Origin of the sequence: Streptomyces sp. NPDC005195, assembly GCF_040608315.1 — a bacterium.
GTDB lineage: Bacteria > Actinomycetota > Actinomycetes > Streptomycetales > Streptomycetaceae > Streptomyces > Streptomyces kaempferi.
Genome location: NZ_JBEXHZ010000004.1, coordinates 195,693 through 214,054, shown reverse-complemented (window position 1 = coordinate 214,054; position 18,362 = coordinate 195,693). Strand labels below are relative to the sequence as shown.

Genomic DNA, 18,362 nt, shown 5'->3' with positions numbered 1-18,362 from the left:
GCACCTTGGAGGTGCCGAGCCCTGACCGGAGTGCGGTTACTTGATCCTCGTGCCCGTGGAGCGCAGCGCGGCGCAGGCCTCGGTCACCCGCTGGGCCATGCCGGCCTCGGCCAGCTTGCCCCAGGTCCGCGGGTCGTAGGTCTTCTTGGAGCCGACCTCGCCGTCGACCTTCAGGACGCCGTCGTAGTTCCTGAACACGTGGTCGACGACCGGACGCGTGAACGCGTACTGGGTGTCGGTGTCGAGGTTCATCTTCACGACGCCGTTCTCCAGCGCGGTGGCGATCTCCTCGGCCGAGGAGCCGGAGCCGCCGTGGAAGACGAAGTCGAACGGGGACGCCGTGCCGAACTTGGCGGCGACACCGTCGCTCAGCTCCTTCAGGAGCTCGGGGCGCAGGACGACGTTGCCCGGCTTGTAGACGCCGTGCACGTTGCCGAAGGACGCGGCGAGCAGGTAGCGGCCCTTCTCGCCCAGGCCGAGGGCCTCGGCGGTGCGGATCGCGTCGTCGACCGTGGTGTACAGGGAGTCGTTGATCTCGTGCGAGACACCGTCCTCCTCGCCACCGGTCGGGGTGATCTCGACCTCGAGGATGATCTTCGCGGCGGCGGCCTTCGCGAGCAGCTCCTGGCCGATGGCCAGGTTGTCGGCGAGGGTCTCGGCGGAGCCGTCCCACATGTGCGACTGGAACAGCGGGTTCTCGCCCCGGGCGACGCGCTCGGCGGAGATGTCGAGCAGCGGCCGGACGTAGGTGTCCAGCTTGTCCTTGGGACAGTGGTCCGTGTGCAGCGCGACCGTGATGTCGTACTTCGCGGCGACGATGTACGCGAACTCGGCGAGCGCGACCGCGCCGGTCACCATGTCCTTCTTGTGCTGGCCGCCGAGGAACTCCGCGCCACCCGTGGACATCTGGATGATGCCGTCGCTCTCCGCCTCCGCGAAGCCGCGCAGCGCAGCGTGCAGGGTCTGGGAGGAGGTCACGTTGATGGCCGGGTAGGCGAACTTGCCTGCCTTCGCCCGGTCGAGCATCTCGGCGTAGACCTCGGGGGTTGCGATGGGCATCTGTCCGCTCCTTGTATGTGCGGGTGGCGTTCTGCTGCTTACGGCCCTGACCTAGGGGGTGACGTCATCGTCGGCCCCATCCTTCCAGACGCGGCCCGGTGCTCCGGTCACCCTGTCCGGGATGCGGGATCCCGGGTTCGGCGGGATCCCGGCCCCGTCGTCAGTCCAGGCCCAACTCGTCCTTGGAGAAGGCGAAGAGGTACGGCACTCCGGCACCGGCCTCGATCTTCTCGGCGGCGCCGGTCGCGCGGTCGACGATCGTCGCCACCCCGACGACCTCGGCGCCGGCCTCCCGGACCGCCTCGACGGCGGCGAGCGGGGAGCCGCCGGTGGTCGAGGTGTCCTCGACCACGAGCACCCGCCGCCCCCTGATCTCCGGGCCCTCCACCCGGCGCTGCAGACCGTGCGCCTTGGCCGCCTTCCGTACGACGAAGGCGTCGAGCCTCCGGCCCCGGGCCGCGGCGGCGTGCATCATGGCCCCGGCGACGGGGTCGGCGCCCATGGTGAGGCCGCCCACCGCCTCGAAGTCCAGCCCGTCCGTGAGGTCGAGGAGCACCTGTCCGACCAGCGGCGCGGCCTCGCCGTCCAGCGTGACCCGGCGCAGGTCCACGTAGTAGTCGGCTTCCAGACCCGAGGAGAGGGTCACCTTGCCGTGCACCACGGCCTTGTCCTTGATCTGCTGCAGCAGCGCTCCGCGCACGTCACTCATGCCCGCCAGCTTAGAGGCGCCGCCAGCTCCAGGTCATGGACGCCTCCAGCGGCTCGATGGGGGTGACCAGGCGCGGGTGGGTGTTCAGCCCGTTCGGCGGACCGGTCTGCGGCTCCACGCATACCGCCGCCTCCTGCTCGTCGTACACGACGACCCACTCCTCCCGGCTGGCCACCTTCAGTTCCAGCCGGCCGGGCCAGGTGAGGGTGACGTCGACGCCGCCGGGCATGCCGAAGCAGTCGTCCCAGGGGCTGGGGAGGGGGTCGACGCGGCGGCCGGTGGGCAGATGGTCGGCGCCGCGCTCCTCCTGCCAGGCGGGGGTGAAACCCACCTGGACGCCCTCTCCCTCCAGGGTCCGGTTGAACCACGGGTGCCAGCCGATCTGGGCGGGGAAGGACGAGTCGTGCGTCTCCACCGACATGGTGACCATGAAGGTGTCCTCGGTCAGGGCGAACACCTGGGTGACGCGGCCCGGATGGGGCCAGGGGTCGACGAGGTCGTACGTGATGACGGCCTCCCGCTTGTCGACGCGGGCGGTGCGCCAGGCGCCGTCGCGGGCGGTGCCGTGGATGGCGTGGGGCGGGGAGTTGAGGGGCATCTGCCGGACGGTCGCGCCGTCCAGGAAGCGGCCGTCGCGGATCCGGCCGCACCACGGGGTCATCGGGAAGCACCCGAACTTCTCACCCTGGCGCAGCAGTTCCACGCCGCCGACCTTCAGACTCCCGACCCGTCCGCCGTTGCCCGGCGTGACGGTCGCTTCCGCGTCGCCCGCGGTCAGCGTGATGTCTTCGTTACTCACGGAGTTGACCCTACTGGTCCGGTTCTCCCGACCGGCCCGTACCCGGGGGCTGCCGCCCGCGGATCCCCGTTTTCGGCCTGAACGGCCTCGTCCTCGAACGCCGGACGGGCTGAAGGAGACGGCCCCGGCCGGAACCTTCCCTCCTGCCCGGAACCCCCCAGCGCGGCCCCGCATCGTCAGCCCGTCCGGCGTTTGAGGACGAGCCCTTCGGGCGATGCGGGGGGCCAGGGGGCGGCAGCCCCTTGGCGGGGTGCGGGGGCGGAGCCTCGCAGGTGGTTAGGGGGCGGAGCTCCTCGCGGGGTGCGGGGGCGGATCCCCCTGTACGGACACCGGGCACCCCGGCAAGAAAGGGGCTCAGCGCCGCTTGCGCAGCGCCCGGGTGACAACGATCGCCGAGGCCACGACGACCGCCGCCGCGGGAGCCGCCCAACGAAGCACCGCCCGCCCGCCATCGGCCTCCGGCGCCGGCACCGGCGCGTAACGCCCCCGCGGCGGCGCGTGGTCGACCTCCTCCGCGCTGCGCCCGATCATCGTCCGCCGCGCGTGCGCCGCCTCGGCGAGGGAGTCCTCCCTGCCCACGGGGCCCGGACCCGTCGGAGCCGGTTCCTGGTCGTCCCCGGCAAGGGGATCGAGGGACGGCGGCGGGACCTCGGCGTCGAAGACGGAGTGCGTCACGTCGCCCCCGTCCTCGGACTCGCCCCCGGAACCCCTCTCGGAACCGTCCTCGACCTCAGCCTCAAGGCCCGCCCCGTCCCCGGCCCCGGCCTCACCCTCGGAACCGGATCCGTCCCCGGCCGCGGACGCGTCCTCCGTCCCGGCCGCCAGATTCTCCGCGAACCGGTTCAGCAGCCGGGTCGCCGCCGCGGCGACCGTGGCCGGAGCGAGTTCCGCCAGGCGCCCGTCCGCCGTGGCGGTACCCGTGACGACGAGGGTGGTGCCGCCCTCGGCCGGCGCCAGCCGGAGGGTGAGGGCGAGTTTCACGGTCCCGGTGCCACGGGCCTCCGCGCCGTCCCCCTCGACGGCGTACGCGCCGTCGTCCTGGGCGACGACCCGCACCGCCCCGCGATAGGTGATGGTGTGGCCGCCGACGCGGACGCGCAGTCGCCCGGAGACGGGCGCGGTGCCGGCGTCCTGCTGGAGCCCGGGTACCGCCCGGGCCACCCGCGCGGGATCGGCCAGCGCCTCTCTCAGCCGCTCGGCCAGAACCGGAACGAACACCTCATGCTCCATGTCGGCCGAGCCTACCCAGGCCGGTGCGAACCGCACCCGCGTATCAAGGGATTCCCGCCTCATTCCCCCATTCCCCCGCCCCCCGTGTCAGTCGGAGTAGCGCGGATGCACCAGCGTGGACGGCGCCTCTCCCGTGATCCGGGTGAGCCACACGGCCCGTGCGTCCGCCGCGAGGTTCCGCGGGGTGAGCGAGCGCAGAGCGGGCCCGCGGGGGTCCAGGCGCAGGGCCGTACCCCTGGCGGACGCGAGGACGAACCCCCAGTCGCGCGGGGCCCTGGCCACACCCGCCGTGCGGTCGGGTCCGGCCGCGGAACCGGAGTCGCGCCCGCCCACGCGGTACGGGTCGGCGCGCAGGCCGGCGGCCCGCATCGTCACCTCGACGGTCCAGAAGACACGGGGGCGTGAGGAGACCGGTCCGGCGTGCACCACCAGTCGCCCGCCGTCGGCCAGCGCCCGGCGCGTCAGCCCGTAGAACTCCTGCGAGTACAGCTTCGCGCTCGCCGTGATCCCGGGGTCCGGCAGGTCGGAGATCACCACGTCGTACGGGGGCGGGTCCCCGCGCAGCCAGCAGAAGGCGTCAGCGGTGAACACGTGCACCCGCGGGTCGTCGAACGCGTGGCCGTTGAGCGCCGACAGGGCCGGGTCGCGGCGTGCCAGCCTCACCACGCCGGCGTCGCGATCGACCACGTCGACCCGGCGGACGTCCGGATAGCGCAGCACCTCGCGGACCGCGAGTCCGTCGCCGCCGCCGAGGACGAGCACGCGCGCGCGGCGCCCGTTCATCGCGGGGTGCACCAGAGCCTCGTGGTAGCGGTGCTCGTCACGGCCGCCGACCCGCAGACGTCCGTCGAGGAAGAGGCCGAGCGGATGTCCGTGCGTGCCGCCGGTGAGGACCACTTCCTGTACGCCGGTCCGCAGGGCCACCCGCACGTCCCTGCCGTACACCGCCTGCCGTGCCGCGTGCTCGAAGTCGTCGACGAGTACGGCGGCCGCGGCGAGCAGGCCGAGGACCACCACATTGGCGATCAGCAGGAGCCAGCACCCGCGCCTGCTCAGGTCCCGGCGGAACAGGCCGAGGACGAGGGCGCCGCCGACCAGCGCGTTCACCGCCCCGGTCAGCAGGGCGCCGGTCAGCTGCCCGAGCTGGGGCAGCAGCAGAAAGGGAAAGGCAAGGCCTCCGACGAGGGCGCCGACGTAGTCCGCGGCGAAGAGGTCCGCCACCGCCCCGCCCGGGTCCTGGCGGCGGATGCGCTGTATCAGCTCCATGAGGAGGGGCACCTCGGCGCCGATCAGCAGGCCGATGGCGAGCGAGAAGGCGGCCAGCAGGTACTGGGACCCGCCCGCCCAGACGCCGCCCCAGCCACCGGTCCACGCGAACATGGCGTACAGGGCCATCGCGCTGCATCCGCCGACCAGCGCGAGCGCGGCCTCGACCGCGCCGAAGCCGGCCGCCGCGCAGAGACGCAGACGCTTGGCGGCGAGGGAGCCGACCCCCATGGCGAAGACCATGACGGACAGCACGACCGAGGCCTGGGTGACCGAGTCGCCGACCAGGTAGGAGGCGAGTGCGACGAGTTCGAGTTCGTACACGAGTCCGCAGGCCGCACAGACGAACACGCCCGCGAGGACGAGGAACCGGCCGGTGCCCGGACGGACGGGCAGCCGCGCCTGGCCCTGGAGGCCCCAGGGCGGCGGCGCGCCGGGGGGAGCAGGCGCGTGCGGTTCGATCACGCTGGGAACGCTACGTCACACCGGCACTACGCCTCGTCACCCACACGTGTGGATCTGGCGCACGCCCGTATACGGTTGCCGGCGCAGCTACGGGGCAGGTACGCGGCCCGTCGGGGGCCCGTCGCCCCGGTCCCGCGGTTCGTCTCAACGGCCCTGTCCCCAGGGACCCGGACCCGCACGGCCTCACTCGGATCCGCACGGCGTCACACGGCCCCGGACGGCCCGACTCGACCCCGCACGGCCTCACACGCCGGACGCGCTGAGCAGATCGGCCTCGGCCGCCACCCGCACCCCCACCCTCGTCCGGGTCGCCACCAGCTGGCCGTCCTGCGGGTACGCGTGCCACGTACGCCAGTGGACCTGGCCCTCGTGACGCTGCGCCAGCAGGGCGGTGAAGGCGTGCGGGCTGCCGGGGAAGACGCCGACGAGTCCGTTCGGGTGGTCGGAGACCAGGGCCAGCAGTTCCTGGGCGCGCCCCGCGAAGGAGCCGCACGAAAGCGTCTCGACGCGCGCCGCGAACTCGTACTCCCAGTCGCCGACCCGCTTGGCCACGCCGAGAGGAAGGGGCGTGCTGCTGCCGGCGATGCACGCGACGGTCTCCGAACAGCTGCCCCGCTCCTCCTCCAGGAGGACCTGGTGGGACGCGCCGAGGAGCCGCAACTGCAGTCTCGCTCCGTCGAGTTCGAGGTCGAGGGTGGCGAGCGCGGGCAACGGCTCGCGCCCCAGGGCCCACGCGAGGTCGGCCGCGCGCGTGTCGGTGTAGGCGGTGTTCAGGGTCGTGAGCATGGGTCGGCTCCGCTAGCACGCAAAGGGAGGTGGGGGTCCGGCGCAACCGGTCGGTACGGGGGGATCGACCCGGTCAGCCCGGTCGGCCCTGTCAGGAAGGGACGATCCGAGGGCCGCGTTGGCGTTTTAGAGGGAATCATGAACTGTGGTGCCACCACAGCGTTTTTACCCAACTTCGTAGGGTTTCCATCCCCCCGGGGGCTCCGCAGTTCAACTGTTCAACCACGCCGTGCGCCGGGCGCGCGGAAACGGAAGCCCGGTCCGGCCTCCGGGAGCGCGGCAACACGCGCCGGTCACGGCCCCCGGAAAGCCCCCCGAACGGCTCATGAAGGGAAGCTCGCCGCGGGCCCGACGATTCCTCGTGAAATTTCCCGGCCGCACCCCGGCACCACCCTCCCGGTCGCACCCCCGGCGCCACCTCCCGGCCCGGCCCGGTACGCGGAGGTGCCCGCCGGAAGTGGTCCCGGCGGGCACCCGCGCGTGCTGCGGACGCGTGGTCCGTGTGGAGCTCGGCTGCCCCGTGTCAGCTGCCTCCACCGCATCCGCCGCCGCCACCGCAGGACGACCCGCCGCCGCACGACGAGTGACCGCCGCCGCCGCACGAGTGACCCCCGTGATGACCCCCGTGGTGCCCGCCGCCGGACGAGTCGCCCCCGCCGGCCCACCAGCTGCCGCCACCGCCGGTGCCGCCCCCCAGGAGGCTCCCGCGCGAGCCGGAGCTCCGCGCCCTCACCGAACCGGCCTTCCCGCGGCCGCGGCGGTTGGCCCTGAGGCCGCCGATCAGGACGATGAAGAAGACCGCCAGGATGATGCCGATGATCATGGCGCCACCCTCCTTTCGTTCCCCCGAAGCGGCCCCCCGTGGGCGCCTCGCGTCGTGCGTGACAGGGGAATGCCCCCGCCCTCCGCCGCCCAAAGCAGAGTTGAGGAACTTCAGAGGCTTCTCTCAGGGCAACGGCCCCTGACCTGCACAAAAGAGCAGTTCAGCGGCCGTCCGCGCCCTACTGGGCCGTCTGTGGGCCGTGATCTTCCTGGGAGACACGCTGAAACACCATGTCGATGGCGCGGCGGGCCCGCTTGCGGCTGTCGGGCATCAGGTGGGCGTACACCCGCAGCGTCAGCCCCGGGTCAGCGTGCCCCATGTACTCGCTCACGGCCTTGATGTTCTCTCCCGCGTCCAGCAACGCGGAGGCGTAGAAGTGCCGGAGCGCGTGCATGCCGTGCTTGCGCGCCGACTCGTACTTGCCGTTCTCGTCCGCTTCCGCAATGAGGCTCGCGGCAGCAAGAGCAGGCTTCCACTCCTTGCCGTTGAAATTGCTGCGCCACACCATGCCCCCTAGCTCGGCCGTAAAGATCAGCCGGGCGGACACCTTCTTGCCCTCCGGCACGTCCCACAGCCCGCGACTTCGTCAGGCTTTGTCCCGATGAAGAGATGTTTCGCCGACATGGTGTGTACGGGGTCGACTTCCCGCGAGGCGTCTTTCCGACTCTCGAACGCCCGATACTCGAAGAGATCTCCGGGGAATTGCGCGAGTTGCTCTGGTACGGGCATGACGTGGTGGTCGACCACGGCTTCTGGACACCCGCCGACCCTGCCCACTGGCGCTCGATCGCGACCGACGCCGATGCAAGCACAGTGCTCGTCTACCTGGAAGCGAGCCACGAAGAACTCTGGGCCCGTGTGAGCGAGCGCAATGCGCAGCATGCCGACGATCCCAACTCGATCTACTTCGCCGAAAGCGATCTGCTCCGCTACCGAAATCGCTTCGTGCCTCCAGGGCCAGATGAGCCACACCTCGTCTACGACGGCAACCCCGATTCGGTACTGAAAGCGCTGGAAGAGTCCGCTCGGCTGGATAGGGATTAGGAAGGTGCGCCCTACGGCCGCGCGACCTTTGGCAGCTCGCTGTGCTCGCGCTCGCGACCTCCGGCGCGTGGCCGGCGCCGTTGCAGTCGACTGTCCCGCCTGAAGAGACCATCCGCGCCCCCGCGCGAGGGTGGTCTCTTCAGCGTTTCCGACTCGCCAGCATCCGTTAGCGTCCGCGACCCAGCTCTACCAAAAGTGGCCCTGAACTGCGCAAACACGCTGTCAGTAACAGAGCGTATCTGGACGCTGCGGACGCTAGCGGACGCTACACATTTTGTTTAGCGTCCGCAGGAACGGTGCAGGTCAGAGGGGTGGGCGATGCTCGGCGGACGCTGTTTCCCCTCAACTCTCTAGTAAGAGAGTGAAAGACGGCTCTTCAGGAGGGGCGATCGCGGTGCATGCGGCCGTCCGCCCCCCTCCTGAAGAGCCGTGGTGAGTGGCACGGAGCGGGAGGGGCCCGGCAACGCTGACCCGAGCCTGCCGTCTGCCCCTTGGAATGCCGTTCTCGCGCACAAGCAAGAGGAGCACCACTCGCGCCAGGCGAGGCGTGCTCCTCTTGCTTGTGCGCGCTCTTGCGTCGGCCGTCATCCCGCCCGATTTGGGGCAGTTGCAGCCGCCGGTTGCATCGATAACGCCGGTTGACCCCCTGCAACCGTCTCTGGCCTGCGAGTTTCCAAGTTGCCACGGTTTCCCGGCAGGGGCCCTACGCGCACGCGCGCGTAAGAACGCGCGAACTGCCGCATCGCAGCTCCTCCATGGGGCCGCGGGCGGCCGTTCGCGCGTCCGGGGGTTTCCGCCCCATGCAAGGAGGTCCAAACGCCCTGGGGGGCACTCGCGGCCTTCGCCCCTACGGCGGTTGCCGCGCGAGCGTAGCGAGCTGCCAAGAAGCACGCGGCCGTAGGCCGCTCCTTCATGCTCTTCTCCCGCGGAGCCGTCAACAGTGCCTTGCCGGCGGCCGCTTGTCTTGTCGCTTGTCGCTTGTCGCTTGTCGCTTGTCGTCTCAGGCGAAGTCGCACCGCAGGGGCATCCGATACGGCCTCTGACCTGCGAGCCGACAAGCGACAAGACAAGCGACAAGCCAGGGGACGGAACACGAAGCGCGGAGAGACCAAGGTTACGGACTTCTCAACCTCATCAAGGCGCTCCCGCCGCGCAGAGCGCGGCAGCAGCGCGGCCCGGCGCCTCGGGCCGACGCTCCTGCCTTCGTCCCGCTCCGGCCCGGCCGCCGGCCCTGGCGTCAGGAGCTTGCCTTTATCAGGGCGTGTACGACTCCCACTCGTTCACCTTGCCGCTCCCGTCAGCGTTGGTGCCCCCGTCGGCGCACCAGAAACCGTACTGGCCCCGCCCACCCGCCGCCTCCCGATTGAATTCCATTTCCCGCTGGTTGTTCACTTCGGCCTGGCAAAGTTGCCACGCCTGGTCAACCTGCCACTGAACCGGGCTGCCCCACGCGCCGTTGTAGTGGTAGCTCTGGACGAGCCAGTTGGTGGTGCTCGCCGAAGCGGACCCTGCGCCCAATGCGAGCACGCCGGTTGTCGCGGTCCCTGCCAAGAGAATGGCAGCCGCAGCTCGCTTGATCCTTGACATTCACTAACCCTTCATTGGTTCCTCGACCCGCGACGTGTCATGTCGCGGGCCAGGAAGGCTGCTAAATACACGAGGCGGCAGGCGGACTGGGTCAGGCCGCGAAGGAAGGGCCAAGGACGCCGGCACGGTTCGCGGACTGAGACGTAATGGTGCGAAGCCTTCCGTCGCGTCGACCTGCCTCAACGCCATGCTGCGCGGCCCGCCAGCATGAGTCCAACAAGTAGCGCTCGGCTGCCATGAAAGAGACTCATGAACATCAATCTCGCCCAACTCCGGGCGTTCACCGCCGTCCTCGACGCGGGCGGCTTCGGCGCCGCTGGCGAACAGCTCGGCATCAGCCAATCCGGCGTCTCGCACACCGTGGCCGCGATGGAACGGGAGCTCGGCGGCCCGGTCCTCGTCCGAGACAGGGGCCTTCCCCGCCCGACGGCATTCGGGGAACGGCTGCTCCCTCACGCCCGGTCCGCGCTGGCCGCCGCGGACGCCATCAACAACCTCGCGGCGCAGCGGGACGGCCTGCCGTCCGGCACCGTCCGGCTGGGCGCCCCGCCGACTGTCTGCCAGGCACTGCTACCGGACCTGCTCACCCGCTGGCGGCAAGAACTGCCGCGGGTATCGGTAACAGTCTTCGAGGGCCAGGACGACGAGATCACCGACTGGCTCGAGGCCGGAACCCTGGACCTTGCCGTGCTGGTCGACCCGTCTGCGCCGCCCGCCGGGAGCGTGCGGGTGGCGGCGGACGCGTACGGTGCGCTGCTGCCGGCCGACCATCCGCTGGCCGGAGAGCAGGTCGTCGCGGCGGACGAGCTACAGGACGACGCATTCCTATTTTGCGGGTGCGAGCGCTACATCCGTGAGGCGCATCGGCGGGTCGGGGTGCCGTTCCGGCCGACCCACCGGGTCCGCGAACTGGCCACCCTGGTGGCCATGGTGCGGTCTGGGGTGGGAGTGTCGATCGTGCCGGGGCTGGCGCGGGCGCTGCTGACGCCGGGAACTGTCTTCGTCCCGCTGCGACCCCGCCTCACCCGCGCCCTGGTACTCACCGGCCCCGCCGCCCGCCCCTGGCACCCGACCGCGGCAGCCGTGGTACAGGCGTGTGCACCCATTGGGGGGTGCGAAGAGTCCCCAGCAAACCCGGTAAGACCAAGGAACGTGCCGAGCCGGCGAGCCAAGACGTCCAGCCGCAGGCCCACTGCGGACATTTCCTCCGTTGACATCAACGCCCCCGGACGGCGATGACACTCAGCACCCACGTGACCGCCGGTCGTCATCAGCTCCCTTCCGGCAGCCTGTATGGCCGTTGATGACCGATCTCTATAGAGCTACGGATCAGAAGTTGCCCGTGCCCCAGCGGTGCCCGCTAGAGCGGGAGGCTGCGGTCAGCCCACGGCTCAAGGACTGCCGGCGCTGGGCCGTCTGTGGGCCGTCCGAGGGTGGACGACCACGACAGACGACGACAGTCCACGACGGCCCTCCCCCTGCTCAGCGGCGGGTCGTGCTGCACCGGCGCAGGCGCCCCTCAGCGAAGGTGAGTTGAGGAACTCCTGAGCATCAGAAGCGTGAACGGTCCCCGAGGCGGTCGCCGCGACCTCGCACCGCCTGGCCGGCTCTCGGGCGGGATCCCCCCACACGGCGCAGGACGAAGGGAGCGGGCGCCGGGGTGCGGGCCGGGGCCGGACGGCCGCTGAGTTGAGGAACTCCCCAGCGTGGGCGCAGGATGACCGGCATGACCTCCAACGGCCGCCGTCCGCTCCTCAACCGCCGACTCACCGAGTTCGGCACCACGATCTTCGCCGAGATGTCGGCCCTGGCGCTCAGCACCGGCTCGATCAACCTCGGCCAGGGCTTTCCCGACACCGACGGCCCCGAGGAGATCCGGGAGGCGGCCGTACGGGCGCTGCGCGACGGACGCGGCAACCAGTACCCGCCGGGCCCCGGTGTGCCCGAGCTGCGGACGGCGATCGCCGCGCACCAGCGGCACCACTACGGGCTGTCGTACGACCCCGACCGCGAGGTGCTGGTCACGGCGGGCGCCACCGAGGCCATCGCCGCCAGCCTGCTGGCCCTGGTGGAGCCCGGCGACGAGGTCATCGCGCTGGAGCCGTACTACGACTCGTACGCGGCCTGCATCGCGATGGCGGGCGGCACCCGGATCCCGGTCACCCTGCGCCCGCACGAGGGCCGCTTCCGGCTGGACCTCGACGAACTGCGCGACGCGGTCACGGACAACACCCGGCTGCTGCTCCTCAACACCCCGCACAACCCCACCGGCACCGTCCTCTCCCGCGCGGAGCTCGGCGAGATCGCGAAGCTCGCCGTCGAGCGGGACCTGCTCGTCGTGACGGACGAGGTGTACGAGCACCTCGTGTTCGACGAGGCCGAGCACGTGCCGCTGGCCTCCTTCCCCGGGATGCGGGAGCGGACCGTCACCATCGGCAGCGCGGGCAAGACCTTCTCCTTCACCGGCTGGAAGGTCGGCTGGATCACCTCCACGCCGGACCTCGTCACCGCCGTACGGTCGGCGAAGCAGTTCCTGACGTACGTGGCGTCGGGACCGTTCCAGTACGCCGTGGCCGAGGCGCTCGCGCTGCCGGACACGTACTTCGCGGCGCACCGCAGCGACCTGCGGGCCAAGCGGGATCTGCTGGGCGCGGGCCTCGCCGACGCGGGCTTCCAGGTCTTCCGGCCGACCGGGACGTACTTCATCACGGCCGACATCCGCCCGCTCGGCGAGAACGACGGCGTCGCCTTCTGCCGCTCCCTCCCGGAGCGCGCGGGGGTCGTCGCCATCCCGAACGCGGTCTTCTACGACCACCGGGAGGAGGGCGCGCCGTTCGTGCGGTTCGCGTTCTGCAAGCGGACCGAGGTGCTGACGGACGCGGCGGAACGGCTCCGCAAGGCATTCGCGCACTGACCGTCGTCCGGCGCTTGCCCGCACCACAGGGACCGACGTACAATTTCTTGTACGCTAAAGGAGGTTCGATCGTGAAGACCATGACGTACTCCGAGTCGCGCGCACGGTACGCCGAGGTGCTCAACTCCGTCACCGACGACCGCGAAGAGGTCGTCATCACGCGGGCCGGACATGAGCCGGTCGTCATCGTCTCCCTCGAGGACTACGAGTCCCTGAAGGAGACGGCGTACCTGCTGCGGAGTCCGGCGAACGCCCGGCGCCTGCTCGCGTCCATCGACGAGCTGGAAAACGGCGGCGGCACCGTGCGCGAGCTGGCGACGGAAGAATAGGGGCCACGGGTGAAGATCACCTTCTCTTCCCGTGCCTGGGAGGACTACCTGTGGTGGCAGCTTCAGGACCGGAAGATCCTCAAGCGCATCAACACGCTCATCGCGGACACCGCCCGGAACGGCAACGAGGGGATCGGCAAACCGGAACCGCTCAAACACGGATTCCAGGGCTACTGGTCGCGCCGCATCAACGATGAACACCGACTCATCCACAAAGCCACCGACGACGGTGTCCTCATCGCACAGTGCCGCTACCACTACGAGAGCTGACGACCGGGAGGAGGGCGCGCCGTTCGTGCGGTTCGCGTTCTGCAAGCGGACCGAGGTGCTGGAGGCGGCCGTCGAGCGGCTGCGGGCCGCCCGGTAGCACGCGGGGCACCGCTCCCGCGGGCGGCGCGCCGACGCGGGGAACGCCGCACCCGCGCGGACGCGCAACGCTCGCGAACGCTCCGTAGGGGACACAGAGTTCGGGTGTGACCCACGCCAGTACCCTTCCGGCTCCCGCTGTCCAGAAGCCCGCTGACGGGGACCGCGCCCGCGCGGCGCGGTCCGGGCGAAACGTGCCCGCCGTGGTGTACGCGCTGGGGCTGTTCGTCCTGGCCCGGCTCGCCGGTGCCCTGGTGCTCGCCGCGATCGCGCGGGCTCACGGCAAGCACCCCCTCGCCCTGCTCGGACGCTCCTGGGACTCCCTGTGGTACCTGGGGATCGCGGCACACGGCTACGTACGCGCCCAGCACCTCAGACCCACCGTCGTCCACAGCGACCTGGCGTTCTTCCCGCTGTACCCGGGGCTCGTCCGGGCCGTGACGGCGGTGACCCCGCTCAGCGGGGGCGCGGCGGGGCTGCTGGTGTCCTGGCTGGCCGCGGCGACCGCCGCGTGCGGGATCTACGCGGTCGGCGCCCGGCTGCACGGCCGCGCCGTCGGTATCGCGCTCGTCCTGCTCTGGGGCCTGCTCCCGCACTCGGTGGTGCTGTCCCTGGCGTACACCGAGCCCGTCCTCACCGCCTTCGCCGCCTGGTCCCTGTACGCGGTGCTCACCGGACGCTGGCTGTGGGCCGGCACGCTCGCGGCCCTCGCGGGCCTGTCACGGCCGAACGGCTTCGCGGTCGCCGCGGCGGTCCTCGCGGCGGCGGCCTGCGAGGTCTGGCGGCGGCGCGGCCGGAAAGTTCCCCACAGCCTGTGGACGGGCGCCGCGCTCGCACCGCTCGGCTGGTGCGGCTATGTGCTGTGGGTGGGCCACCGCCGGGGCGATCCGCTCGGCGGGTACTTCGAGGTGCAGCGGCTGTGGGGCTCGCGCTTCGACTTCGGCGTGGGCGCGCTGCGCTTCGTCAAGCACCTGCTGCTGCGCGGGGACCGCTTCGTGTTCCCCATGTCGCTGGTGATCGTGGCGGCGGCCGTGCTGCTGTACGCGCTGCTGATCGCGGACCGGGCCCCGCTGCCGCTGCTCGTCCACAGCGGCGTCCTGCTGCTGATCGCGCTCGGCGGCGCCGGGTTCTTCGAGTGCAAGCCGCGCTTCCTGCTGCCCGCGTTCCCCCTGCTGCTGCCGCTGGCCCGGGCGCTGGTGCGGACGGCAAGAGCCCGGCCCTGGCACGCCGTCCTGGTGGTCGGCGCCCTGGCCGGGCTCTCGTTCGCCTACGGCGCGTATCTCGTCGTCATCGCGCACACGCCGCTGTAGAACCTGGCGGAAAACCAGCGGGAGGACTTACTCGTCGCCCTCGGGGTCCTCGGGCTTGTCCGCCTCGTTCACTTCCTGCTCCAGGCCGAGCTGCTCGACGAGCCACTTGTCGAACTCGATGGCGGCCCGCACCCAGCTGACCGTCGACGACACGAAGTGCTCGAGGGCGACGCCGGTGCCGATCAGCATCTGCGCCTCGCCGATCAGGCGGACGGTGCCGTCGTCGTGCGTGTGGGTGTAGACCTTCGGCCACAGCGTGCGGCGGTTCCAGTCGTCGATCGACTCCAGCAGCGTCGGCTTCTCGTCGATCTGGTGCGGCCGGTCGTAGAACGTCCGCACCGAGAAGACCTGCTGGTCTCCCTCGCCGCGGAACATGAAGTACGTACGGAACTCCTCCCACGGCGCCGCGAGGTCACCCTCGTCGTCGACGACGTACTTCAGCTCCATCTGGTCGAGGAGCTGCTTCACGAGGTCCTGATCCGGGACGACGGGGCCCGCCGGTCCGCCGGGCTGCGGCTCGGGCTGGCCCCCGAAATTCGGAATCGAGGACGGGTCGATGCTCACCGTGTATTTCCCTTCGTACGGATACCGCCATCCTCCCCCATCCGGGGCGGGGAGTGGCAACCCCTGACGTGGCCTGTCGGCCGGGGCGGCATGTTCTCGTCAACGGCGGCGGGGGCGGAATCCGTCGTGGCGGGGGCGCTGAGCCCGGTACGGCGGCCCGGGGCCCGCGGCGGCACGGACCCGGCGGGGAGTCGGGCGGGGTGCCGTCCCGCTCCCCGCCCGACTCCCCATCGTTCACGAACGTGAACGATGGGGGTCCGGCACAAGGGCGGGGTCACCCGCCCTCGTCACGTCCGGCGCGTCAGCTCCCGCGCGTCACCTCCGGCGCCTACCCGTGCCGAGCGGCCGCGCGCGCCGGCGTCACAGCGTCTTGCCGGTCGCGGGCCCCACGATCAGGCCGTCCCCGAAGGCGTCCACCCGGACCGTGTCGCCGTCCTTGACCTCGCCCGCCAGGATCTCCTTGGCGAGCCGGTCGCCGATCGCGGTCTGGACGAGGCGGCGCAGCGGGCGGGCACCGTACGCCGGGTCGTTGCCCTCGCTCGCGAGCCAGGCCAGGGCCGGGTCGGTGACCTCCAGGGTGATCCGGCGCTGCGCCAGCCGTTCGGCGAGGCGCTGGATCTGGAGCCTGGCGATGCGCTCCAGCTCCTGCTCGTCGAGGGCGGAGAAGACCACCAGGTCGTCGAGCCGGTTGAGGAACTCCGGCTTGAAGGAGGCCCGGACGACCTCCAGCACCTGCTGCTTCTTCTCCTCCGCGGAGGTCAGCGGCTCCACCAGGAACTGGCTGCCCAGGTTCGAGGTGAGGATCAGGATGGTGTTGCGGAAGTCGACCGTCCGTCCCTGCCCGTCCGTCAGCCGCCCGTCGTCCAGGACCTGGAGGAGGATGTCGAAGACCTCCGGATGTGCCTTCTCGACCTCGTCGAGCAGGACGACGCTGTACGGGCGCCGGCGCACGGCCTCCGTGAGCTGGCCGCCCTCCTCGTACCCGATGTAGCCGGGCGGGGCGCCGACCAGCCGGGCGACGCTGTGCTTCTCGCCGTACTCGCTCATGTCGATGCGGATCATGGCCCGCTCGTCGTCGAAGAGGAAGTCCGCGAGGGCCTTGGCGAGTTCGGTCTTGCCGACGCCGGTCGGGCCGAGGAAGAGGAAGGATCCGGTGGGCCGGTCCGGGTCGGCGATTCCGGCGCGGGTGCGGCGTACGGCGTCGGACACGGCCTGCACGGCCTCGCTCTGGCCGATCAGCCGGCGGCCCAGCTCCTCCTCCATGCGCAGCAGCTTCTGCGTCTCGCCCTCCAGGAGCCGCCCGGCGGGGATGCCCGTCCAGGAGCCCACGACGTCGGCGATGTCGTCCGGGCCGACCTCTTCCTTCACCATCGTGTCTCCGGCGGCTTCCTCCTCCGCCTCGGAGGCCTCCTCCAGGTCCCGCTCCAGGGCGGGGATCTCGCCGTAGAGCAGCTTGCTGGCGGTGTCGAAGTCGCCGTCGCGCTGGGCCCGTTCGGCCTGGCCGCGCAGCTCGTCGAGCTTCTCCTTGAGCTCACCCACGCGGTTGAGGGACTGCTTCTCCTTCTCCCAGCGGGCGGTCAGCCCGCGCAGTTCCTCCTCCCGGTCGGCGAGGTCACGGCGCAGCTTCTCCAGACGCTCCTTGCTGGCGGCGTCCGTCTCCTTGCTGAGCGCGAGTTCCTCCATCTTCAACCGGTCCACGGAGCGCTGGAGTTCGTCGATCTCGACGGGGGAGGAGTCGATCTCCATGCGCAGCCGGGACGCGGCCTCGTCGACGAGGTCGATGGCCTTGTCGGGCAGGAAGCGGGAGGTGATGTAGCGGTCGGAGAGGGTCGCGGCGGCCACCAGCGCGCTGTCCGCGATCACGACCTTGTGGTGGGCCTCGTAGCGCCCCTTGAGTCCGCGCAGGATCGCGATGGTGTCCTCGACGCTCGGCTCGGCGACCAGGACCTGCTGGAAGCGGCGTTCCAGGGCGGGGTCCTTCTCGATCCGCTCGCGGTACTCGTCGAGGGTCGTGGCGCCGACCATGCGCAGCTCACCGCGGGCGAGCATGGGCTTGAGCATGTTGCCCGCGTCCATGGAGGAGTCGCCGCCGGCGCCCGCGCCCACCACCGTGTGCAGCTCGTCGATGAAGGTGATGATCTGCCCGTCGGAGCCCTTGATCTCGGCGAGGACGGTCTTGAGCCGCTCCTCGAACTCGCCGCGGTACTTCGCCCCGGCGACCATGGCGCCGAGGTCGAGCGAGACGAGCCGCTTGTTCTTGAGCGACTCGGGCACGTCGCCCTTCACGATCCGCTGGGCGAGGCCCTCCACGACGGCGGTCTTGCCGACGCCGGGCTCGCCGATGAGGACGGGGTTGTTCTTGGTGCGCCGGGACAGCACCTGCACGACCCGGCGGATCTCCTGGTCCCGGCCGATGACCGGGTCGAGCTTGCCGTCACGCGCGGCGGCCGTGAAGTCCGTACCGAACTTTTCGAGTGCCTTGTACTGGCCCTCGGGATCCGGGGTCGTCACCCGGCGCCCTCCCCTGGTCTTCTGGAACGCCTCCAGCAGCTTCTTCGCACTGGCGCCCTGCTGCGAGAGTACGTCCCCGCTCCGGCCGCCCTTCGCGGCGATGCCGATGAGCAGGTGCTCGGTGGACAGGTACTCGTCGCCGAGCTCCCTGGCCTTGCCGGCCGCCTCGGCGATGACCGCGAGCAGCTCGCGATCGGGCTGCGGTGGTGCGACGGTGGACCCGGTCACGCTGGGCAGGGCGGCCAGGACGCGCTCGGCGGCGGCCCGTACGGAGGCCTGGTCGGCGTCGACGGCGGCCAGCAGATCGATGATGTTCTCGTTGTCCTGCCCCCCGAGCAGCGCGAGCAGCAGGTGTGCGGGGGTCAGGTCCGGGTGCCCCTCGGACACGGCCCGGCCGGTGGCCGCGTTGATCGCATCCCGGCTCCTGTTGGTCAGCTCGGCGTCCACGTTCGCGTTCTCCTCCTGTGCACGGACTTCCTGAACAGACTTCCGGTACGGACTTCGCGTACGGAGTTCCCGTACGGACTGACTCAGCCAACGTACACAAAGTTGAGTCTATTCCACTCAAGGTGAGCCCGGGGCGGCTTACGGCGAACCGGG

The 18,362-nt window shown here is 71.0% G+C and carries 16 protein-coding genes and 2 pseudogenes; 7 read left to right on the top strand and 11 right to left on the bottom strand.

Translation table 11 applies throughout. The features are described from left to right. Positions 1-36 precede the first annotated feature (36 nt). The 8 genes from fbaA to ABZV34_RS07215 all read right to left on the bottom strand — a co-directional run bounded on the left by fbaA (position 37) and on the right by ABZV34_RS07215 (position 7,702). Positions 37-1,059: a class II fructose-bisphosphate aldolase gene (gene fbaA, locus ABZV34_RS07250; RefSeq protein WP_153289441.1), complete on the bottom strand. Its 1,023-nt coding sequence runs from the start codon at positions 1,057-1,059 to the stop codon at positions 37-39. 160 nt (positions 1,060-1,219) lie between these two features. Continuing rightward, entirely contained in the window at positions 1,220-1,768 is a 549-nt protein-coding gene (gene pyrE, locus ABZV34_RS07245) for an orotate phosphoribosyltransferase (RefSeq protein ID WP_356272130.1), read from the bottom strand. Between the two features lie 10 nt (positions 1,769-1,778). After that, entirely contained in the window at positions 1,779-2,567 is a 789-nt protein-coding gene (locus ABZV34_RS07240) for an aldose 1-epimerase (RefSeq protein ID WP_356272128.1), read from the bottom strand. Between the two features lie 354 nt (positions 2,568-2,921). Further along, a complete protein-coding gene (locus ABZV34_RS07235) occupies positions 2,922-3,797 on the bottom strand; it encodes an SRPBCC domain-containing protein (protein WP_356272126.1) in 876 nt (291 codons plus the stop codon). 87 nt (positions 3,798-3,884) lie between these two features. Continuing rightward, entirely contained in the window at positions 3,885-5,528 is a 1,644-nt protein-coding gene (locus tag ABZV34_RS07230) for a polyamine aminopropyltransferase (protein WP_356272124.1), read from the bottom strand. A gap of 243 nt (positions 5,529-5,771) precedes the next feature. Next, positions 5,772-6,314, bottom strand: a complete 543-nt coding sequence (locus ABZV34_RS07225; RefSeq protein WP_266700463.1) for a DUF2617 family protein — start codon at positions 6,312-6,314, stop codon at positions 5,772-5,774. 523 nt (positions 6,315-6,837) lie between these two features. Next, positions 6,838-7,137 (bottom strand): hypothetical protein, encoded by a 300-nt coding sequence (locus tag ABZV34_RS07220; RefSeq protein WP_356272122.1) that lies wholly within the window; start codon positions 7,135-7,137, stop codon positions 6,838-6,840. Between the two features lie 178 nt (positions 7,138-7,315). Continuing rightward, positions 7,316-7,702, bottom strand: a complete 387-nt coding sequence (locus ABZV34_RS07215; RefSeq protein WP_356272120.1) for a tyrosine-type recombinase/integrase — start codon at positions 7,700-7,702, stop codon at positions 7,316-7,318. Positions 7,703-7,725: 23 nt separating this feature from the next. Between ABZV34_RS07215 and ABZV34_RS07210 the strand changes: the two are divergent. Continuing rightward, a pseudogene (locus tag ABZV34_RS07210) lies at positions 7,726-8,181 on the top strand (AAA family ATPase); the annotation flags it as partial. Between the two features lie 1,254 nt (positions 8,182-9,435). Here the strand turns inward: ABZV34_RS07210 and ABZV34_RS07205 are convergent. After that, on the bottom strand, positions 9,436-9,768 hold the full coding sequence (locus tag ABZV34_RS07205; RefSeq protein ID WP_356272118.1) for a hypothetical protein: 333 nt from the start codon (positions 9,766-9,768) through the stop codon (positions 9,436-9,438). A 249-nt stretch (positions 9,769-10,017) separates the two neighbouring features. Between ABZV34_RS07205 and ABZV34_RS07200 the strand changes: the two genes are divergently transcribed. The 6 genes and pseudogenes from ABZV34_RS07200 (at position 10,018) to ABZV34_RS07175 (ending at position 14,687) form a co-directional block, all read left to right on the top strand. Next, positions 10,018-11,007, top strand: coding sequence for a LysR family transcriptional regulator (locus tag ABZV34_RS07200; protein WP_356272116.1), 990 nt, complete (start codon positions 10,018-10,020; stop codon positions 11,005-11,007). 478 nt (positions 11,008-11,485) lie between these two features. Continuing rightward, positions 11,486-12,682: a pyridoxal phosphate-dependent aminotransferase gene (locus tag ABZV34_RS07195; protein WP_356272114.1), complete on the top strand. Its 1,197-nt coding sequence runs from the start codon at positions 11,486-11,488 to the stop codon at positions 12,680-12,682. Positions 12,683-12,753: 71 nt separating this feature from the next. Then, complete coding sequence (locus ABZV34_RS07190) at positions 12,754-13,011, top strand: type II toxin-antitoxin system prevent-host-death family antitoxin (RefSeq protein ID WP_307044807.1); 258 nt, start codon at positions 12,754-12,756, stop codon at positions 13,009-13,011. 9 nt (positions 13,012-13,020) lie between these two features. Beyond that, on the top strand, positions 13,021-13,281 hold the full coding sequence (locus ABZV34_RS07185) for a Txe/YoeB family addiction module toxin (RefSeq protein ID WP_356272112.1): 261 nt from the start codon (positions 13,021-13,023) through the stop codon (positions 13,279-13,281). Next, a pseudogene (locus tag ABZV34_RS07180) lies at positions 13,280-13,378 on the top strand (aminotransferase); the annotation flags it as partial. The gene ABZV34_RS07185 and the pseudogene ABZV34_RS07180, both read left to right, overlap by 2 nt. A 205-nt stretch (positions 13,379-13,583) precedes the next feature. After that, positions 13,584-14,687 carry a glycosyltransferase family 39 protein gene (locus ABZV34_RS07175; protein WP_356272343.1) on the top strand — a complete coding sequence of 368 codons (1,104 nt, stop codon included), beginning with the start codon at positions 13,584-13,586 and terminating at the stop codon, positions 14,685-14,687. Between the two features lie 27 nt (positions 14,688-14,714). Here the strand turns inward: ABZV34_RS07175 and ABZV34_RS07170 are convergent, their stop codons facing one another. Then, positions 14,715-15,251 (bottom strand): YbjN domain-containing protein, encoded by a 537-nt coding sequence (locus ABZV34_RS07170; protein ID WP_356272110.1) that lies wholly within the window; start codon positions 15,249-15,251, stop codon positions 14,715-14,717. A 360-nt stretch (positions 15,252-15,611) separates the two neighbouring features. Then, positions 15,612-18,209: an ATP-dependent chaperone ClpB gene (gene clpB, locus ABZV34_RS07165; protein ID WP_356272108.1), complete on the bottom strand. Its 2,598-nt coding sequence runs from the start codon at positions 18,207-18,209 to the stop codon at positions 15,612-15,614. Positions 18,210-18,362 lie beyond the last annotated feature (153 nt).